We start from the raw sequence: 15,422 nt of genomic DNA, 5'->3' as shown, positions 1-15,422 counted from the left end.
GTGAAAATTGTGGAAGAGCGTAACGAACAAGTTGTAGAAGAAATGAAAGAAGAAGTAAAAGAAGCAAAAGTTGAAGAAGCCGTAACATCTGAAAACAGCGAAGAAACTGTTGAAGAAAAAAGTGAGGCTGCTCTTTTACAAGAAAAAGTAGATGAGTTACAAGCGAAACTAACGGAAACGGAAGGTCGCACATTACGTCTACAAGCTGATTTTGAAAATTATAAGCGCCGTGTCCAAATGGATAAACAGGCTGCTGAAAAATATAGAGCACAAAGCCTAGTTTCAGATATTTTGCCAGCTCTTGATAATTTTGAAAGAGCGATGCAAGTGGAAGCAACTGATGAGCAAACGAAATCCTTATTACAAGGTATGGAAATGGTGCATCGTCAATTGCTAGAAGCGTTGGCTAAAGAAGGTGTTGAAGCGATTGAAGCTGTTGGTAAACAGTTTGATCCTAATGAGCACCAAGCTATTATGCAAGTAGAAGATAGTGAATTTGAATCAAACGCGGTAGTTGAAGAATTCCAAAAAGGTTATAAACTAAAAGACCGTGTGATTCGCCCATCAATGGTAAAAGTAAATCAATAATTTACATAAAAGTAGGAGGATTCGCCATGAGTAAAATTATCGGTATTGACTTAGGTACAACAAACTCTTGTGTAGCTGTTATGGAAGGTGGAGAACCAAAGGTTATCCCAAATCCAGAAGGAAACCGTACAACACCTTCTGTTGTAGCTTTCAAAAATGAAGAACGTCAAGTTGGGGAAGTTGCAAAGCGTCAAGCAATTACAAACCCAAATACAATCATGTCTGTTAAACGTCATATGGGTACAGACTACAAAGTAGAAGTTGAAGGTAAAGATTATACACCTCAAGAAATTTCTGCAATCATTTTACAAAACTTAAAAGCTTCTGCTGAAGCATACTTAGGTGAAACAGTAACGAAAGCTGTTATTACAGTACCTGCATACTTCAACGATGCAGAACGTCAAGCAACAAAAGATGCTGGTCGTATCGCTGGTTTAGAAGTTGAGCGTATTATTAACGAACCTACAGCAGCAGCGCTTGCTTACGGTTTAGAAAAACAAGATGAAGAGCAAAAAATCTTAGTATATGACTTAGGTGGCGGTACATTTGACGTATCTATTCTTGAGTTAGCAGACGGAACGTTCGAAGTTATTTCAACTGCTGGTGACAACCGTCTTGGTGGAGATGACTTTGACCAAGTTATTATCGACCACTTAGTAGCTGAGTTCAAAAAAGAAAATAACATTGATTTAAGCCAAGATAAAATGGCACTTCAACGTTTGAAAGATGCAGCTGAAAAAGCGAAAAAAGATCTTTCTGGCGTAACACAAACACAAATTTCATTACCATTCATTAGTGCTGGAGCTGCTGGTCCATTACACTTAGAATTAACATTAACAAGAGCAAAATTCGAAGAGCTTTCAGCAAGTCTTGTTGAAAGAACATTAGAGCCAACTCGTCGTGCATTAAAAGACGCTGGTTTTGCTCCAAGCGAATTAGATAAAGTTATCCTTGTTGGTGGATCTACTCGTATCCCAGCTGTACAAGAAGCTATTAAACGTGAAACTGGTAAAGAACCATATAAAGGTGTAAACCCTGATGAAGTTGTAGCGTTAGGTGCTGCAGTTCAAGGTGGCGTACTTACTGGTGATGTAGAAGGCGTACTATTATTAGACGTAACTCCACTTTCTTTAGGTATTGAAACTATGGGTGGCGTGTTCACGAAATTAATCGAGCGTAACACTACAATTCCAACAAGTAAGTCACAAGTATTCTCAACAGCTGCTGATAACCAACCAGCAGTAGACATTCACGTATTACAAGGTGAGCGTCCAATGTCAGCTGACAACAAAACGTTAGGTCGTTTCCAATTAACAGACCTTCCACCAGCACCACGTGGTATTCCACAAATCGAAGTAACATTCGATATTGATGCGAACGGTATTGTTAACGTACGTGCAAAAGATTTAGGAACAAGCAAAGAGCAAGCTATTACGATCCAATCTTCTTCAGGTCTTTCTGATGAAGAAGTAGAACGTATGGTACAAGAAGCAGAAGCAAATGCTGACGCTGACCAAAAGCGTAAGGAAGAAGTTGAACTTCGTAACGAAGCTGACCAACTTGTATTCCAAACAGATAAAGTTGTAAAAGACTTAGAAGGTAAAGTGGATGCTGCTGAAGTTGCGAAAGCAACAGAAGCGAAAGAAGCATTACAAGCTGCGATCGAGAAAAACGAGCTTGAGGAAATCCGTGCGAAAAAAGACGCTTTACAAGAAATCGTACAACAATTAACTGTTAAATTATACGAGCAAGCTCAAGCTGCTGCAGGGCAAGCAGAAGGTGCACAAGGAGCACAAGATGCTGGCGCTAAGAAAGACAATGTAGTAGACGCTGAGTTTGAAGAAGTAAAAGAAGATAAGTAATAATAAATAAGTAAGATGACAAGAAGTCAAAGTCAAGCGTGCCTTGGCTTTGGCTTTTTTCACGAATGAGAAGAAAAGTGTGAGGGTCTTAAGTTTTTTACTTTGCATACTGTAAGTGAGGAAACTTTGTTGCAAAGCACTTTCTTTCGGTGTTAAAATTACGTTTATGTGAAAGATTCGGGGGTTGTAAATTTATGAGTAAACGAGACTATTATGAGGTCCTTGGACTTAGCAAGGGTGCTTCAAAAGATGAAATAAAAAAAGCGTATCGTCGTTTGGCTAAAAAATACCATCCAGACGTAAGTAAAGAAGAAAATGCAATTGAAAAGTTTAAAGAAGTACAAGAAGCATACGAAGTGTTAAGCGACGATCAAAAGCGCGCGCAATATGATCAGTTTGGTCATGCTGGTGCAAATCAAGGCTTCGGTGGCTTTGGCGGCGGAGGAGACTTCGGCGGTGGTTTCGGTTTTGAAGATATCTTTAGTTCATTCTTTGGCGGCGGTGGCGGCAGACGTCGTGATCCAAATGCTCCGCGCCAAGGTGCTGACTTACAATATCAAGTCACTTTAGATTTTGAAGAAGCTATTTTTGGTAAAGAATTAAATGTTGAGATTCCAGTAGAAGATCCATGTGATACTTGTAAAGGTAGCGGGGCAAAACCAGGAACTTCAAAAGAAACATGTAAACATTGCTCAGGATCAGGGCAAGTAAGTGTAGAACAAAATACACCATTTGGTCGTATCGTAAACCGTCAAGCTTGTGGTCATTGTTCAGGAACTGGTCAAATGATTAAAGAAAAATGTACGACATGCCACGGTTCTGGTAAAGTACGTAAACGTAAAAAAATCAACGTTAAAATTCCAGCAGGTATCGATAATGGTCAACAAATCCGTGTATCTGGAAAAGGTGAAGCGGGCGTAAATGGCGGACCAGCAGGGGATTTATATGTTGTTGTTCATGTAAGAGATCATGAATTCTTTGAGCGTGAAGGAGATCACATTATTTGCGAAATGCCATTAACATTCGCGCAAATGGCACTTGGTGCTGAAGTGGAAGTTCCTACTGTTCATGGGAAAGTGAAGCTGAAAATTCCAGCAGGCACACAAACAGGAACAGAATTCCGCTTAAAAGGGAAAGGTGCTCCGAACGTACGTGGATACGGTCAAGGAGATCAATATGTAGTCGTTCGTGTTGTTGTACCGACGAAATTAACTTCACATCAAAAAGATTTATTGCGTGAATTTGCGGGACAAGAAGAGCAGGATGATAGTTTATTTGGAAAGCTTAAACGTGCTTTCAAAGGGGAATAATGGAAATAAAAAATGGAGTTGGTAAATTGTGAAATGGTCAGAAATTAGTATTCATACAACAGAAGAAGCAGTAGAAGCTGTCTCTCATATTTTACATGAAGCTGGTGCTAGTGGAGTTGCGATTGAGGATCCAGCGGAGTTGACGAAAGAGCGCGAGCAACAATACGGTGAAATTTATGCATTGAACCCAGATGAATATCCGGCAGAAGGTGTATTAATAAAAGCATATTTCCCGCAAACGGATTCTTTACATGAAACGATTGCAGGTGTAAAATCATCTATTGATGTGCTTCCATCTTACGACATCGAAATTGGTACTGGAAATATTACCGTTAACGAAGTCAATGAAGAAGATTGGGCTACTGCTTGGAAAAAATATTACCATCCAGTACAAATTTCTGATACATTCACAATTGTGCCGACGTGGGAAGAATATACACCGTCTTCTCCGGAAGAAAAAATTATTGAATTAGATCCAGGTATGGCGTTTGGAACAGGAACTCATCCAACAACAACGATGTGTATTCGTGCTTTAGAGAAAACAGTTCAGCCAGGTGACACTGTCATTGATGTAGGAACAGGTTCTGGTGTACTTAGTATTGCAGCAGCAAAATTAGGTGCGTCTTCTGTTCAAGCGTATGATTTAGATCCAGTTGCGGTTGAAAGTGCAGAAATGAATGTACGTTTAAATAAAACAGATGATATCGTGTCTGTTGGGCAAAATAGTCTTTTAGAAGGTATTGAAGGTCCTGTTGATTTAATCGTAGCTAACTTATTAGCAGAAATTATTCTATTATTCCCTGAAGATGCAGCGAAAGTTGTGAAGTCAGGTGGATTATTTATTACATCGGGCATTATTGCTGCGAAGGAAAAAGTAATTACTGAAGCGTTAGAAAAAGCCGGGTTTACAATTGAAGAAGTGTTACGAATGGAAGATTGGGTAGCAATTATTGCACGAAATGCGTAATATAGATTTTAGTCTATAATGAAAAGGGGAGTCTCTCGCTATAATAAGGTGAGGGACTTGCCGTTTGTTATATGAAAAATGATAACGTTTCGTTCTTTTCGTAAGTGTTGACTTACGAAAGGAACGAAACTCTACTAAGGTGATTATATGCAACGTTATTTTGTAGAAGAGAAATATGTAAATGAGACAAGTATTCGCATTGTAGGTGATGACGTACATCATATCGCAAGAGTGATGCGTATGTCAGCTGGTGATCACATTTATTGCTGTGTAAACGGAAAAACAGCTATATGTTCAATTGATGAAATTACCAGTGAATTTATTAATACGGCTATTGTAGAATGGGTAGAGGCGTCGAGTGAACTTCCTGTTTTCGTGACGATTGCAAGTGGACTGCCGAAAGGAGACAAGCTCGAGTTAATTTTCCAAAAAGGAACTGAGCTTGGGGCGGCTGCATTCTTACCATTTCAAGCATCTCGCTCTATCGTAAAATGGGATACGAAAAAAGCTGATAAAAAAGTTGAACGTTTAAGAAAAATTGTGAAAGAAGCTGCGGAACAATCACATAGAAGTGAAGTTCCAGAAGTACATGCTCCGGCATCATTTAAACAATTGCTTTCGATGAGTGGTGAGTATGATGTTTGTCTTGTTGCTTACGAAGAGGAAGCAAAACAAGGCGAGAAATCTAACTTTGCGAAAGCTTTAACGATGATGAAACCAGGTCAAAAGCTATTGATTGTATTTGGCCCAGAAGGCGGTTTAGCTGAGGAAGAGATTACAGCGCTTCGTGAACATAAATTTGTACCATGTAGTTTAGGACCAAGAATTTTAAGAACAGAAACGGCGCCGTTATACGCGTTAAGTGCTGCTTCGTATCATTTTGAATTGATGGGGTGATGATCAATGTCAACTGTTGCGTTCCATACGTTAGGTTGTAAAGTAAACCACTATGAAACAGAAGCCATTTGGCAATTGTTTAAACAAGGTGGATATGAAAGAACGGAATATGAAAAGAAAGCTGATGTATACGTTATTAATACGTGTACAGTAACGAATACGGGAGATAAGAAAAGTCGTCAAGTTATTAGACGTGCTGTTCGTCAAAACCCGGATGCGGTTATTTGTGTAACTGGATGTTATGCGCAAACATCTCCAGCAGAAATTATGGCGATTCCAGGCGTAGATATTGTAGTTGGTACACAAGATCGTGAAAAGATGTTAGGATACATCGAAGAATTCCGCAAAGAGCGTCAGCCAATTAATGCTGTCCGCAACATTATGAAAACACGTGTATACGAAGAACTAGATGTACCTTACTTCACGGATCGTACACGTGCATCTTTAAAAATACAAGAAGGTTGTAATAACTTCTGTACATTTTGTATTATTCCTTGGGCGCGTGGTTTAATGCGTTCTCGTGATGGGAAAGAAGTTATTAAACAAGCACAGCAATTAGTAGATGCAGGCTATAAAGAAATCGTATTAACAGGTATTCATACAGGTGGGTACGGTGAAGATATTAAAGATTATAATTTAGCTGGATTACTTCGTGATATGGAAGCGGAAGTAAGCGGATTAAAACGTCTTCGTATTTCTTCTATTGAAGCGAGTCAGATTTCAGATGAAGTAATTGAAGTGTTAGATAAGTCTGAAGTAGTTGTACGTCACTTACACATTCCATTGCAATCTGGCTCTAATACAGTATTAAAACGTATGCGTCGTAAGTATACGATGGAATTTTTCCAAGAGCGTTTAGATCGTTTGAAAGAAGCGTTACCAGGTCTTGCAATTACATCGGACGTAATCGTTGGTTTCCCAGGTGAAACAGAAGAAGAATTCATGGAAACATACAATTTCATTAAAGAGAATCGATTCTCTGAGTTACATGTATTCCCTTACTCAAAACGTACAGGAACACCTGCAGCACGTATGGAAGATCAAGTTCCTGAAGATGTAAAGAACGAGCGTGTTCACCGTTTAATCGAACTATCTAATCAACTAGCAAAAGAGTATGCGTCACAGTTCGAAGGCGAAGTACTTGAAATCATTCCGGAAGAACAATTTAAAGAGGGCGACCGCGAAGGCTTATATGTAGGTTATACAGATAACTACTTGAAAATTGTATTTGAAGGATCAGAAGAATTAATTGGTAAACTAGTGAAAGTAAAGATTACGAAAGCTGGTTATCCATATAATGAAGCGCAATTTGTTCGTGTTCTTGAAGATGATGTGAAAAAAGAATCAGCAAGCGCATAAAGTGAAACTTTAATCAGCGGGGCATCCCTCGCTGATTATCAGTACTCACCAATCGGGTGGCAGGGCAAATAGCGTGATAAAAAAGCATGCAAACGGAAACGATTTGCATGCTTTCTTTTTTAGTGGAGAAGTTAAGTACTGAAAATGTACGAAATGAATAGTTGTTTCGTACATTTCTGCATGAAAAAAGGTGTCATCACAAAAATATAGTTGTCTTTAGGTGAAAGGATAACAGCTATCTATATAGTTTTTGAAAAAGGAAGAGCATCTATTCTTCTTTTATTCTGCCAAATAGTTGACCTGAAGTGATAAAATGTATTATAATCGTAAAAGACATGCTGAAGAAGTGTTTCTTTTTGCATGCTGAAGTTAGTATGTAAGTGTGATGTTTCGGAGGGAGGGAAAGAGAATGTCAAAAACAGTCGTTCGTAAAAACGAGTCTTTGGAGGATGCACTTCGCCGTTTTAAAAGATCGGTTTCTAAAACTGGTACACTTGCTGAAGCAAGAAAGCGCGAGTTTTATGAAAAACCAAGTGTAAAACGTAAGAAGAAATCTGAAGCGGCAAGAAAGCGTAAATTCTAAGAGAGGGTGTAAGTTATGAGTCTTCTCGGTCGTTTAAACGATGATATGAAACAAGCGATGAAGAATAAACAAAAAGAAAAATTAACCGTCATTCGTATGGTTAAGGCTGCTTTACAAAATGAAGGTATTAAACTACAGCATACTCTTACTGAAGAAGAGGAACTAACAGTTTTAGCTCGTGAAGTAAAACAGCATAAGGACTCCCTCCTTGAATTTAAAAAAGCTGGTCGTGAAGACCTTGTTAATAAACTGCAAAGTGAAATTCAGATTTTAAGCGCATATTTGCCGGAGCAATTAACTGAAGAAGAACTAGTTGATGTAATCAAGCAAGTTATTTCTGAAGTTGGTGCGACTTCTAAAGCAGATATGGGTAAGGTGATGACTGCTGTTATGCCGAAAGTAAAAGGTAAAACAGACGGATCGCTTGTGAATAAGCTGGTTATCCAGCTATTAGCATAAAAAAACGTCTCATTTCATATGAGACGTTTTTTTATGCTTTTTTTCAGTTTGGACGTGATATTACAAGCTCTTTTTTCATACATATGGGATGAGAGGGGGTCTTTTGGGATGAAAAAGTTAGAACAAATGAAGAATTGGTTAACGAAGCAAATAGACCTGCCAGTGGATGTGTTAATGGATCTACCTCGGATCACGCTTGTTGGGCAAGTACATATCTATATAGAAAATCATCGAGGTTTATTAGTGTTTTCAGATAAAGAAGTAAGATTATTGCTAAAGCATGGTCAGTTATTAATTAAGGGGCAGTCCTTTGTTATTAAAACAATCCTTCCGGAAGAACTTTTGCTTGAAGGGATAATTGAGCAAGTGACTTTTTTAGAAGACGAAAAGAAAGAGAAGTAAGGGAAACTTCCGTATGTGAAGTTTTTCTTCTTTATTCTAATGATTTGACCCTGCTATTTAGTTTATCCCGCTATTTATGGAAAATAAAACTCTTTATTTCATTTTCGTACGAGCTATTTTACTAATTAAAGTGAAAAGTAGATTGTCTACTTTTGGAAAGGTAGTGAAGGTGGTAGATGAAAAATAAATGGTTTATAAAGTGGCTTGGATATGTAAAGGTACGAATTGAAGGTAGAGGAGCAGAACGATTTGTTAATGAATGTGTGCGTAGGAAATTATTAGTTTGGGACGTTAAGAAAATTGCTGAAGAAACGTTAGTTTTTTGTATGCTATTGCGAGATGTGAAAAAAATAAAGCCAATTTATAGAAAAAATGAATGTAAACTATATTTTATTGGGCGTTACGGTTTCCCTTTTTGGAATAAGCGTTTAATTAAGAACAGTGGATTCTTAATTGGTTTTTTAATTTTCTTTTTTGGTATGATCGTATTATCGAATATGGTTTGGAAAATTGAAATTACAGGAGCGAAACCTGAAACAGAATATATATTGATGAAAGAATTGGACAAAATGGGTATTAAAAAAGGGAAATTACAATTCCAAATGCCTAGTGTAGAAGATGTGCAACGTCATTTGACAGACAATATTAATGCGATTACTTGGGCAGGATTAGAAATAAGAGGAACGACGTACCATTTTAAAATTGTTGAAAAAAACGAGCCGAAAAAAGAAAAAGAACAAAGACCACAAAATTTAGTGGCAAAAAAAGAAGCGATTGTTACAAAAACATTTGTTGAAGTAGGGAAACCAGTCGTTCTAAAAAATGATCATGTAGAAAAAGGGCAGCTTCTCGTATCAGGGATATACGGTAATGAGGAGAGTCCGACGATTGTTTCGGCGAAAGGTATTGTATATGGAGAAACTTGGTATACATCTAATGTGAATGTACCGCTAAAGACACAATTTCAAGTATATACTGGCAATGCATATAATGAGCATTACCTTACGTTTGGGAGTGCAAAAATAAAAATATGGGGATTTCAACATGATAAGTATAAACGCTCTCGTACGGAAAGTGTAAAGCATGATGTGAAATTATTTGGTTTTACACTACCGATTGCATACGAAAAAGATATAGTGCGGGAAGAGGAAGAAGCAAATCGAGAATATACAGAAAAACAGGCAATGAAAGTAGCAAAAGAAATGGCTGAAAAAGAACTAAAGAAAAAATTGGATGAACATGCTATGATTGTAAGTGATAAGATTTTGAGTAAAAAGGTTGAGGCGAATCAACTAAAAGTCACATTGCATTATACTGTGATTGAAAATATTGCAGAGCCACAACCGATATCCGAATCCGATATTCAAGGAGACTGAGTAATGGCAGAACAATTAGTAGAAATGAACCAACAATTGGAAAATACTAACGAAGCAATCGCTCTTTTTGGAGTCAATGATGCTCATTTGAAAGTAATTGAACGGGAACTGAATGTATCGATTGTAACTAGAGGTGAAACTGTTCATGCATCTGGAGCAGTTGAAACTGTGACACTTGTAGAAAAAATCTTACAGCAATTACTTGTTGTTATTCGAAAAGGTGTAGCAATTACAGAAAGAGATGTTGCGTATGCAATTCAGCTCGCACAACAAGGGAAAATTGCTCAATTTGAAGAGTTATATGAAGAAGAAATCTTTAAAACGGCAAAAGGTAAATCCATTCGTGTAAAAACAATGGGGCAAAGAAGATATATTCATGCAATGAAGAAAAATGATATTGTATTTGGAATAGGACCTGCTGGGACTGGGAAAACATACTTAGCTGTAGTAATGGCTGTAAGAGCTTTAAAGCAAGGGTATGTAAAGAAAATAATTTTAACGAGACCAGCTGTAGAAGCTGGAGAAAGTTTAGGGTTTTTACCAGGTGATTTGAAAGAGAAGGTAGATCCGTACTTACGTCCGTTGTATGATGCTCTGCATGATATTCTTGGACAAGAATATACACAGCGTATGATGGAGCGAGGTGTAATTGAAATCGCGCCTCTTGCTTATATGAGAGGGCGTACGCTCGATGATTCATTTGTTATTTTAGATGAAGCGCAAAATACAACGGGTGCACAAATAAAAATGTTTTTAACAAGATTGGGTTTTAGTTCTAAAATGGTTATTACGGGGGATCCTTCACAAGTAGATTTACCAAAAGGGGTAAAATCAGGGCTTACACTAGCTTCTAACATTTTATCTGGTGTATCAGGTCTTTCATTCATTACATTAGAACAAACGGACGTTGTAAGGCATCCACTAGTGCAACGTATTATTGAGGCATATGATAAAATGGAATGATCCTATTTGTCAGGATCATTTCTTTTTGTATTAAGGTTGGCGAACAGCATATTTTTTACTATCATAAAAGATAAGAGAAATAAACTATAGGTACTGGTGTATAAAATGTTACCTAAAAGAAATGAAAGCTATAAATAGTTTCACTTTATTTCTGGAGAGGAGAAGGTATTGAAATCATGTTAAGATCTCAAGAAATTTCTAAGTGGTTTCGTAATTTACAACATTCGAAAAAACTAAGTTGGATTTCTTACGTTTTATTAGGAGCAGTGCTGTTTTTTGCACTTTTGAATAATGTGAAACCAGAGCAATTAGATGTTGATATGTATTCTATTGCGAAAAAAACAATTCATTCTCCTATTAAAATTGAAGATAAGGTTATAACGGACAGAAAAAAACAAGAGGCCGCTCAAAAAGTCGGGGATCAATATACATATAGAAGTGAATATAAACAAAATAGAGTAGATATTGTAAATGATGTTTTTGCTAAGGTGAATGAAGTAATTCAGGATATGAAAGCTGCTGGACCTGAAGAGCAAAAAAAGATGACCGATGCTAATAAATTAGAAAAATTGAAGAAGAAGTTGCCATCTAATTTAACAAAGGAATTATCGGATGAGAATTTATTATACTTTATTAATGCAGAACCAGATCAATTAGAATTAGCAAAGAATGCGGCTTTAACGTCTGTTAGCGTTATTATGGGTGGAAATATTAAAATGTCCGAAGAAATGGCAGCGAAAGAGCGATTTGTTAATGAAATGAAAAGCCTGAATGTGAATAGCGGATTGAAAGAAGCTGTGAATGCGCTAGGATCATATGCGATTACAGCAAATTATTTCTATGATCCGGCTGTAACGAAAGAGAAGAAGAAAGCAGAAGAAGATTTAGTTCCACCTGTTTATATTCTTCAAGGACAAGTTATTGTTAGAGAAGGTGAAACAATTTCAAGTGATATGTATAATCAGTTGAAATTAGTCGGTTTATTAGAGAAAGGTAATAGTTTTCAGCCCTATGTTGGATTAGCAGTGCTCATTGGTGTGTTACTATACTTTATGCATAAACAGTTTGAAGTATTTTTACAACGGAAAAGAGAGGACAAACCGTACATTTTAGCGTATATTACAATTTTGTCTATCACGATTGTATTAATGAAAATTATTAGTTTGTTTCAAAAGCTTGAATATGCAGGAATTGCGTATGTCGTCCCTGTTGCGATGGGAACAATACTTGTAAAACTAATGATTGGCGATCGATTTGTATTTTTAACAAGTATGATTTTTTCTGTGTGCGGAAGTATTATGTTTAATGAAGGAGTAACAAGTACACTGAATTATAGTGTAGGTATTTATGTGTTATTAAGTTCATTATCAGTGAGTATTTTCTTACGAGAAAAAAATCGCCGTACGATGATTTTGCAAGCTGGTATACTCGTATCTATCTTAAATGTAGTCGTCTTGGCGGCGTTATTATTATTACGTAATGGGAATTTTTCACCTCTTGAAATTGGTACGCAATTATTAATGGCTTCCCTTTCAGGAATTATCTCATCCGTTCTGGCTATGGGAATATTACCATATTTAGAAAGTGGACTTGGAATTGTATCAAGCATGAAACTTATGGAACTATCAAGTCCGAATCATCCGCTTTTGCGTAGAATTTTGTTAGAAGCGCCAGGAACATATCATCATAGTGTAATGGTGGCGAATCTTTCTGAGGCAGCTTGTGAAGCTGTTGGAGCAAATGGTGTATTAGCACGTGTAGGGGCATATTATCATGATGTAGGAAAAACAGTACAACCGCAATTCTTTATTGAAAACCAGATGGGAATTGAAAATCCGCATGATAAATTAGATCCTGTGACGAGTAAAGATATTATCATTGCCCATGTAACAGATGGAGTGAAAATGCTCGAAGAATACCATATTCCGCAAGAAATTATCGATATTGCTGGACAACACCATGGTACAACGCTTCTTAAATATTTTTATTATAAAGCGATTAAAGAGGATAAAGAAAAATATACAGAAGAGATGTTCCGATATCCGGGATCAAAAGCAACTTCTAAAGAATCGGCAATCGTTGGTATTGCTGATAGTGTTGAAGCGGCGGTACGTTCTATGAATCACCCAACGCCAGACCAAATTAATAATTTAGTACAAAGTATTATTAAAGATCGCCTGCAAGATGGGCAATTTAGTGAATGTGATTTGACATTTAAAGAACTACAAATCGTTGGAAAAACGTTATGTGAAACGTTAAATGGTATTTTCCATTCGCGTATTACATATCCGGAACCACCGGAAGAGAAGGGGAAAGAATGAGTTTATTAATTGATTTCATTGATGAAACAGAAGAAGTGAAAGAAGAATATGTGAATTTAATTCGTGAGATATTAGGTAAAGCAGCTCAAATGGAAAAAATAGAGGATGGTGCGGAATTATCCGTGACATTTGTAGATAATGAACGCATTCGCGAGATTAATCGTGATTACCGAGATAAGGATCAGCTTACTGATGTCATTTCCTTTGCTATGGAAGAAATGGGAGAAGGGGAAATGGAAATTGTGGGCGCAGAAATGCCGCGTATGTTAGGTGACCTTATTATTTCTATTCCGAGAGCGAAAGAACAAGCTGAAGAGTATGGACATTCTTTTGATCGTGAACTTGGCTTTTTAGCGTTACATGGCTTTTTACATTTACTTGGTTATGACCACATGACAGAAGAGGATGAAAAAGAAATGTTTGGAAGACAAAAAGAAATTTTAGAAGCATTTGGATTAGGACGATGAAAAAAGGAAAACTTATAGATAGTTTTGGATATGCTATAGCAGGTGTATTCTTTTGTCTTCGTCATGAACGAAATATGAAAATTCATTATGTAGCCGCAGTCATCGTTATATGCTGCGGCTTTTATTTCCATATTACGAAGGTAGAGTGGATGATACTGCTTATTGTAATAGGGATTGTAATGAGTTTAGAGATGGTGAATACGGCTGTGGAAAAAACAGTAGATTTAGCAACTACCGATATACATCCGTTTGCGAAAATTGCAAAGGATGTCGCAGCGGGAGCAGTTTTATTATTTGCGATAATTGCTGTTATAATTGGTGCTATTATCTTTTTACCGTATGTGGTATAGTTGCATTCCAAAGCTTTTATTAAGCTTTGGGAGTGCCGTAAAGGCCTTTTATAAGAGTGTGTATCTATTCACAGGTGTGAACAGGAAGGATGCGGGAATATGAATAGTAAACAATTAATTCAAGAAGCAATCGAAGCGCGTAACCAAGCGTACGTACCATATTCTAAATTTCAAGTAGGTGCAGCATTATTAACACAGGATGGAAAAGTATATCGTGGATGTAATGTTGAGAATGCATCATATGGTTTATGTAACTGTGCAGAAAGAACAGCTTTATTTAAGGCAGTTTCTGAAGGAGATAAAGAGTTTGTAGCTATCGCAATTGTGGCGGATACAAAGCGTCCAGTACCTCCTTGTGGAGCATGTCGACAAGTTATGGTAGAATTATGTAAACAGGATACGAAAGTATACCTATCAAATTTACATGGTGACGTTCAAGAGACAACAGTCGGAGAATTGTTACCAGGAGCATTTTTAGCGGAGGATTTACATGAATAGAAAAGGTTATAAATCAGGTTTTGTCTCTATTATTGGCAGACCGAATGTTGGGAAATCTACATTTTTAAATCGTATTATCGGCCAAAAGATTGCTATTATGAGTGATAAGCCACAAACAACTCGTAATAAAATTCAAGGCGTATATACAGAAAATGATTCACAAGTAATTTTCATTGATACACCAGGAATACATAAACCGAAACATAAACTAGGCGACTTCATGGTGAAGATGGCGCAAACAACATTAAAAGAGGTTGATATCGTTCTGTTTATGGTGAATGCGGTTGAAGGATTTGGTCGTGGTGAGGAATTCATTATTGAGAAGTTAAAAGAAACGAAACAACCAGTATTTTTAGTTATCAATAAAATTGACCAAGTTCACCCAGAACAATTGTTAGAGTTAATCGATCAATATCGCAAATTACATGATTTTGCAGAGATTGTACCAATTTCCGCATTAGATGGTAATAATGTGGAATCTCTAATTGGAACAATTAAAAAGTATTTACCAGAAGGACCACAATACTATCCAGATAATCAAGTAACGGATCATCCGGAGAGATTTATTATTGCAGAGCTTATTCGTGAGAAAGTACTACATTTAACACGTGAAGAAGTGCCGCATTCTGTGGCTGTTGTTATCGATGCAATTCAAAAACGCGAAGGCGGGGCAGTTTATATCAATGCAACGATTGTTGTTGAACGTCCGTCGCAAAAAGGGATTATTATCGGGAAACAAGGGAAGATGTTAAAAGAAGTCGGTAAGCGAGCTCGTTTTGATATTGAAGCATTACTTGGTTCTAAAGTATTTTTAGAAGTATGGGTAAAAGTGCAAAAAGATTGGCGTAATAAAATGTCTCAGCTTCGTGACCTTGGTTTCCGCGAAGACGAGTATTAAAATAGAGTAAAGCTGTAATCAGCGGATGTTTTGTTCATCCGCTGATTATTGGTTTTTATGAGTTTTGATAAATTAGGAAAAATTTTTCTCACATGAAAATGGACAAAATGGGTCAATTTAAT

General features: G+C 37.0%; 16 protein-coding genes. All 16 read left to right on the top strand.

Translation table 11 applies throughout. The annotated features are described in order from the left end of the window. The first annotated feature begins 9 nt into the window (after nt 1-9). Entirely contained in the window at nt 10-588 is a 579-nt protein-coding gene (gene grpE, locus Q9B79_RS10645) for a nucleotide exchange factor GrpE (RefSeq protein ID WP_306183974.1), read from the top strand. Between the two features lie 26 nt (nt 589-614). Continuing rightward, nucleotides 615-2,450, top strand: coding sequence for a chaperone protein DnaK (gene dnaK, locus Q9B79_RS10640; RefSeq protein ID WP_306183973.1), 1,836 nt, complete (start codon nt 615-617; stop codon nt 2,448-2,450). 194 nt (nt 2,451-2,644) lie between these two features. Further along, a complete protein-coding gene (gene dnaJ, locus Q9B79_RS10635) occupies nt 2,645-3,760 on the top strand; it encodes a chaperone protein DnaJ (RefSeq protein WP_071757255.1) in 1,116 nt (371 codons plus the stop codon). A gap of 28 nt (nt 3,761-3,788) precedes the next feature. Further along, nucleotides 3,789-4,727, top strand: coding sequence for a 50S ribosomal protein L11 methyltransferase (gene prmA, locus Q9B79_RS10630; protein ID WP_306183972.1), 939 nt, complete (start codon nt 3,789-3,791; stop codon nt 4,725-4,727). 147 nt (nt 4,728-4,874) lie between these two features. Then, nucleotides 4,875-5,624: a 16S rRNA (uracil(1498)-N(3))-methyltransferase gene (locus Q9B79_RS10625; RefSeq protein WP_306183971.1), complete on the top strand. Its 750-nt coding sequence runs from the start codon at nt 4,875-4,877 to the stop codon at nt 5,622-5,624. A 6-nt stretch (nt 5,625-5,630) separates the two neighbouring features. Then, the gene (gene mtaB / locus Q9B79_RS10620) at nt 5,631-6,983 is read left to right on the top strand and encodes a tRNA (N(6)-L-threonylcarbamoyladenosine(37)-C(2))-methylthiotransferase MtaB (RefSeq protein ID WP_306183970.1); all 1,353 of its coding nucleotides are present in this window, start codon (nt 5,631-5,633) and stop codon (nt 6,981-6,983) included. Between the two features lie 409 nt (nt 6,984-7,392). After that, nucleotides 7,393-7,566 carry a 30S ribosomal protein S21 gene (gene rpsU / locus Q9B79_RS10615; RefSeq protein ID WP_000048061.1) on the top strand — a complete coding sequence of 58 codons (174 nt, stop codon included), beginning with the start codon at nt 7,393-7,395 and terminating at the stop codon, nt 7,564-7,566. Between the two features lie 15 nt (nt 7,567-7,581). Beyond that, the gene (locus Q9B79_RS10610) at nt 7,582-8,025 is read left to right on the top strand and encodes a GatB/YqeY domain-containing protein (RefSeq protein ID WP_000054573.1); all 444 of its coding nucleotides are present in this window, start codon (nt 7,582-7,584) and stop codon (nt 8,023-8,025) included. Between the two features lie 108 nt (nt 8,026-8,133). Next, nucleotides 8,134-8,427, top strand: coding sequence for a sporulation protein YqfC (gene yqfC / locus Q9B79_RS10605; protein ID WP_000732265.1), 294 nt, complete (start codon nt 8,134-8,136; stop codon nt 8,425-8,427). 176 nt (nt 8,428-8,603) lie between these two features. Continuing rightward, nucleotides 8,604-9,803 carry a sporulation protein YqfD gene (gene yqfD / locus Q9B79_RS10600; RefSeq protein WP_306183969.1) on the top strand — a complete coding sequence of 400 codons (1,200 nt, stop codon included), beginning with the start codon at nt 8,604-8,606 and terminating at the stop codon, nt 9,801-9,803. Nucleotides 9,804-9,806: 3 nt separating this feature from the next. After that, nucleotides 9,807-10,766, top strand: a complete 960-nt coding sequence (locus Q9B79_RS10595) for a PhoH family protein (RefSeq protein ID WP_306183968.1) — start codon at nt 9,807-9,809, stop codon at nt 10,764-10,766. 176 nt (nt 10,767-10,942) lie between these two features. Continuing rightward, on the top strand, nt 10,943-13,087 hold the full coding sequence (locus Q9B79_RS10590; RefSeq protein WP_306183967.1) for an HD family phosphohydrolase: 2,145 nt from the start codon (nt 10,943-10,945) through the stop codon (nt 13,085-13,087). Beyond that, nucleotides 13,084-13,554 carry an rRNA maturation RNase YbeY gene (gene ybeY / locus Q9B79_RS10585; protein WP_306183966.1) on the top strand — a complete coding sequence of 157 codons (471 nt, stop codon included), beginning with the start codon at nt 13,084-13,086 and terminating at the stop codon, nt 13,552-13,554. The genes Q9B79_RS10590 and ybeY overlap by 4 nt, the downstream gene beginning before the upstream one ends. After that, nucleotides 13,551-13,904, top strand: coding sequence for a diacylglycerol kinase family protein (locus Q9B79_RS10580; RefSeq protein WP_306183965.1), 354 nt, complete (start codon nt 13,551-13,553; stop codon nt 13,902-13,904). The genes ybeY and Q9B79_RS10580 overlap by 4 nt, the downstream gene beginning before the upstream one ends. 99 nt (nt 13,905-14,003) lie before the next feature. Beyond that, nucleotides 14,004-14,402, top strand: coding sequence for a cytidine deaminase (locus Q9B79_RS10575; RefSeq protein ID WP_306183964.1), 399 nt, complete (start codon nt 14,004-14,006; stop codon nt 14,400-14,402). Beyond that, nucleotides 14,395-15,300, top strand: coding sequence for a GTPase Era (gene era, locus Q9B79_RS10570; protein WP_001080242.1), 906 nt, complete (start codon nt 14,395-14,397; stop codon nt 15,298-15,300). Before Q9B79_RS10575 ends, era begins: the two co-directional genes overlap by 8 nt. The last annotated feature ends 122 nt before the right edge of the window (nt 15,301-15,422 follow it).

The organism is Bacillus sp. MHSD_36 (genome assembly GCF_030757775.1).
Lineage (GTDB): Bacteria > Bacillota > Bacilli > Bacillales > Bacillaceae_G > Bacillus_A.
Note: the sequence above shows the minus strand (reverse complement) of the source record. Positions and strands in the feature narration are given on the sequence as shown.

Coding starts and splice junctions, on each gene's coding strand:
- dnaK (WP_306183973.1), top strand. CDS start 615: ATGAGTAAAATTATCGGTATTGACTTAGGTACAACAAACTCTTGTGTA.
- dnaJ (WP_071757255.1), top strand. CDS start 2,645: ATGAGTAAACGAGACTATTATGAGGTCCTTGGACTTAGCAAGGGTGCT.
- Q9B79_RS10625 (WP_306183971.1), top strand. CDS start 4,875: ATGCAACGTTATTTTGTAGAAGAGAAATATGTAAATGAGACAAGTATT.
- mtaB (WP_306183970.1), top strand. CDS start 5,631: ATGTCAACTGTTGCGTTCCATACGTTAGGTTGTAAAGTAAACCACTAT.
- rpsU (WP_000048061.1), top strand. CDS start 7,393: ATGTCAAAAACAGTCGTTCGTAAAAACGAGTCTTTGGAGGATGCACTT.
- Q9B79_RS10610 (WP_000054573.1), top strand. CDS start 7,582: ATGAGTCTTCTCGGTCGTTTAAACGATGATATGAAACAAGCGATGAAG.
- yqfC (WP_000732265.1), top strand. CDS start 8,134: ATGAAAAAGTTAGAACAAATGAAGAATTGGTTAACGAAGCAAATAGAC.
- yqfD (WP_306183969.1), top strand. CDS start 8,604: ATGAAAAATAAATGGTTTATAAAGTGGCTTGGATATGTAAAGGTACGA.
- Q9B79_RS10595 (WP_306183968.1), top strand. CDS start 9,807: ATGGCAGAACAATTAGTAGAAATGAACCAACAATTGGAAAATACTAAC.
- Q9B79_RS10590 (WP_306183967.1), top strand. CDS start 10,943: ATGTTAAGATCTCAAGAAATTTCTAAGTGGTTTCGTAATTTACAACAT.
- ybeY (WP_306183966.1), top strand. CDS start 13,084: ATGAGTTTATTAATTGATTTCATTGATGAAACAGAAGAAGTGAAAGAA.
- Q9B79_RS10580 (WP_306183965.1), top strand. CDS start 13,551: ATGAAAAAAGGAAAACTTATAGATAGTTTTGGATATGCTATAGCAGGT.
- Q9B79_RS10575 (WP_306183964.1), top strand. CDS start 14,004: ATGAATAGTAAACAATTAATTCAAGAAGCAATCGAAGCGCGTAACCAA.
- era (WP_001080242.1), top strand. CDS start 14,395: ATGAATAGAAAAGGTTATAAATCAGGTTTTGTCTCTATTATTGGCAGA.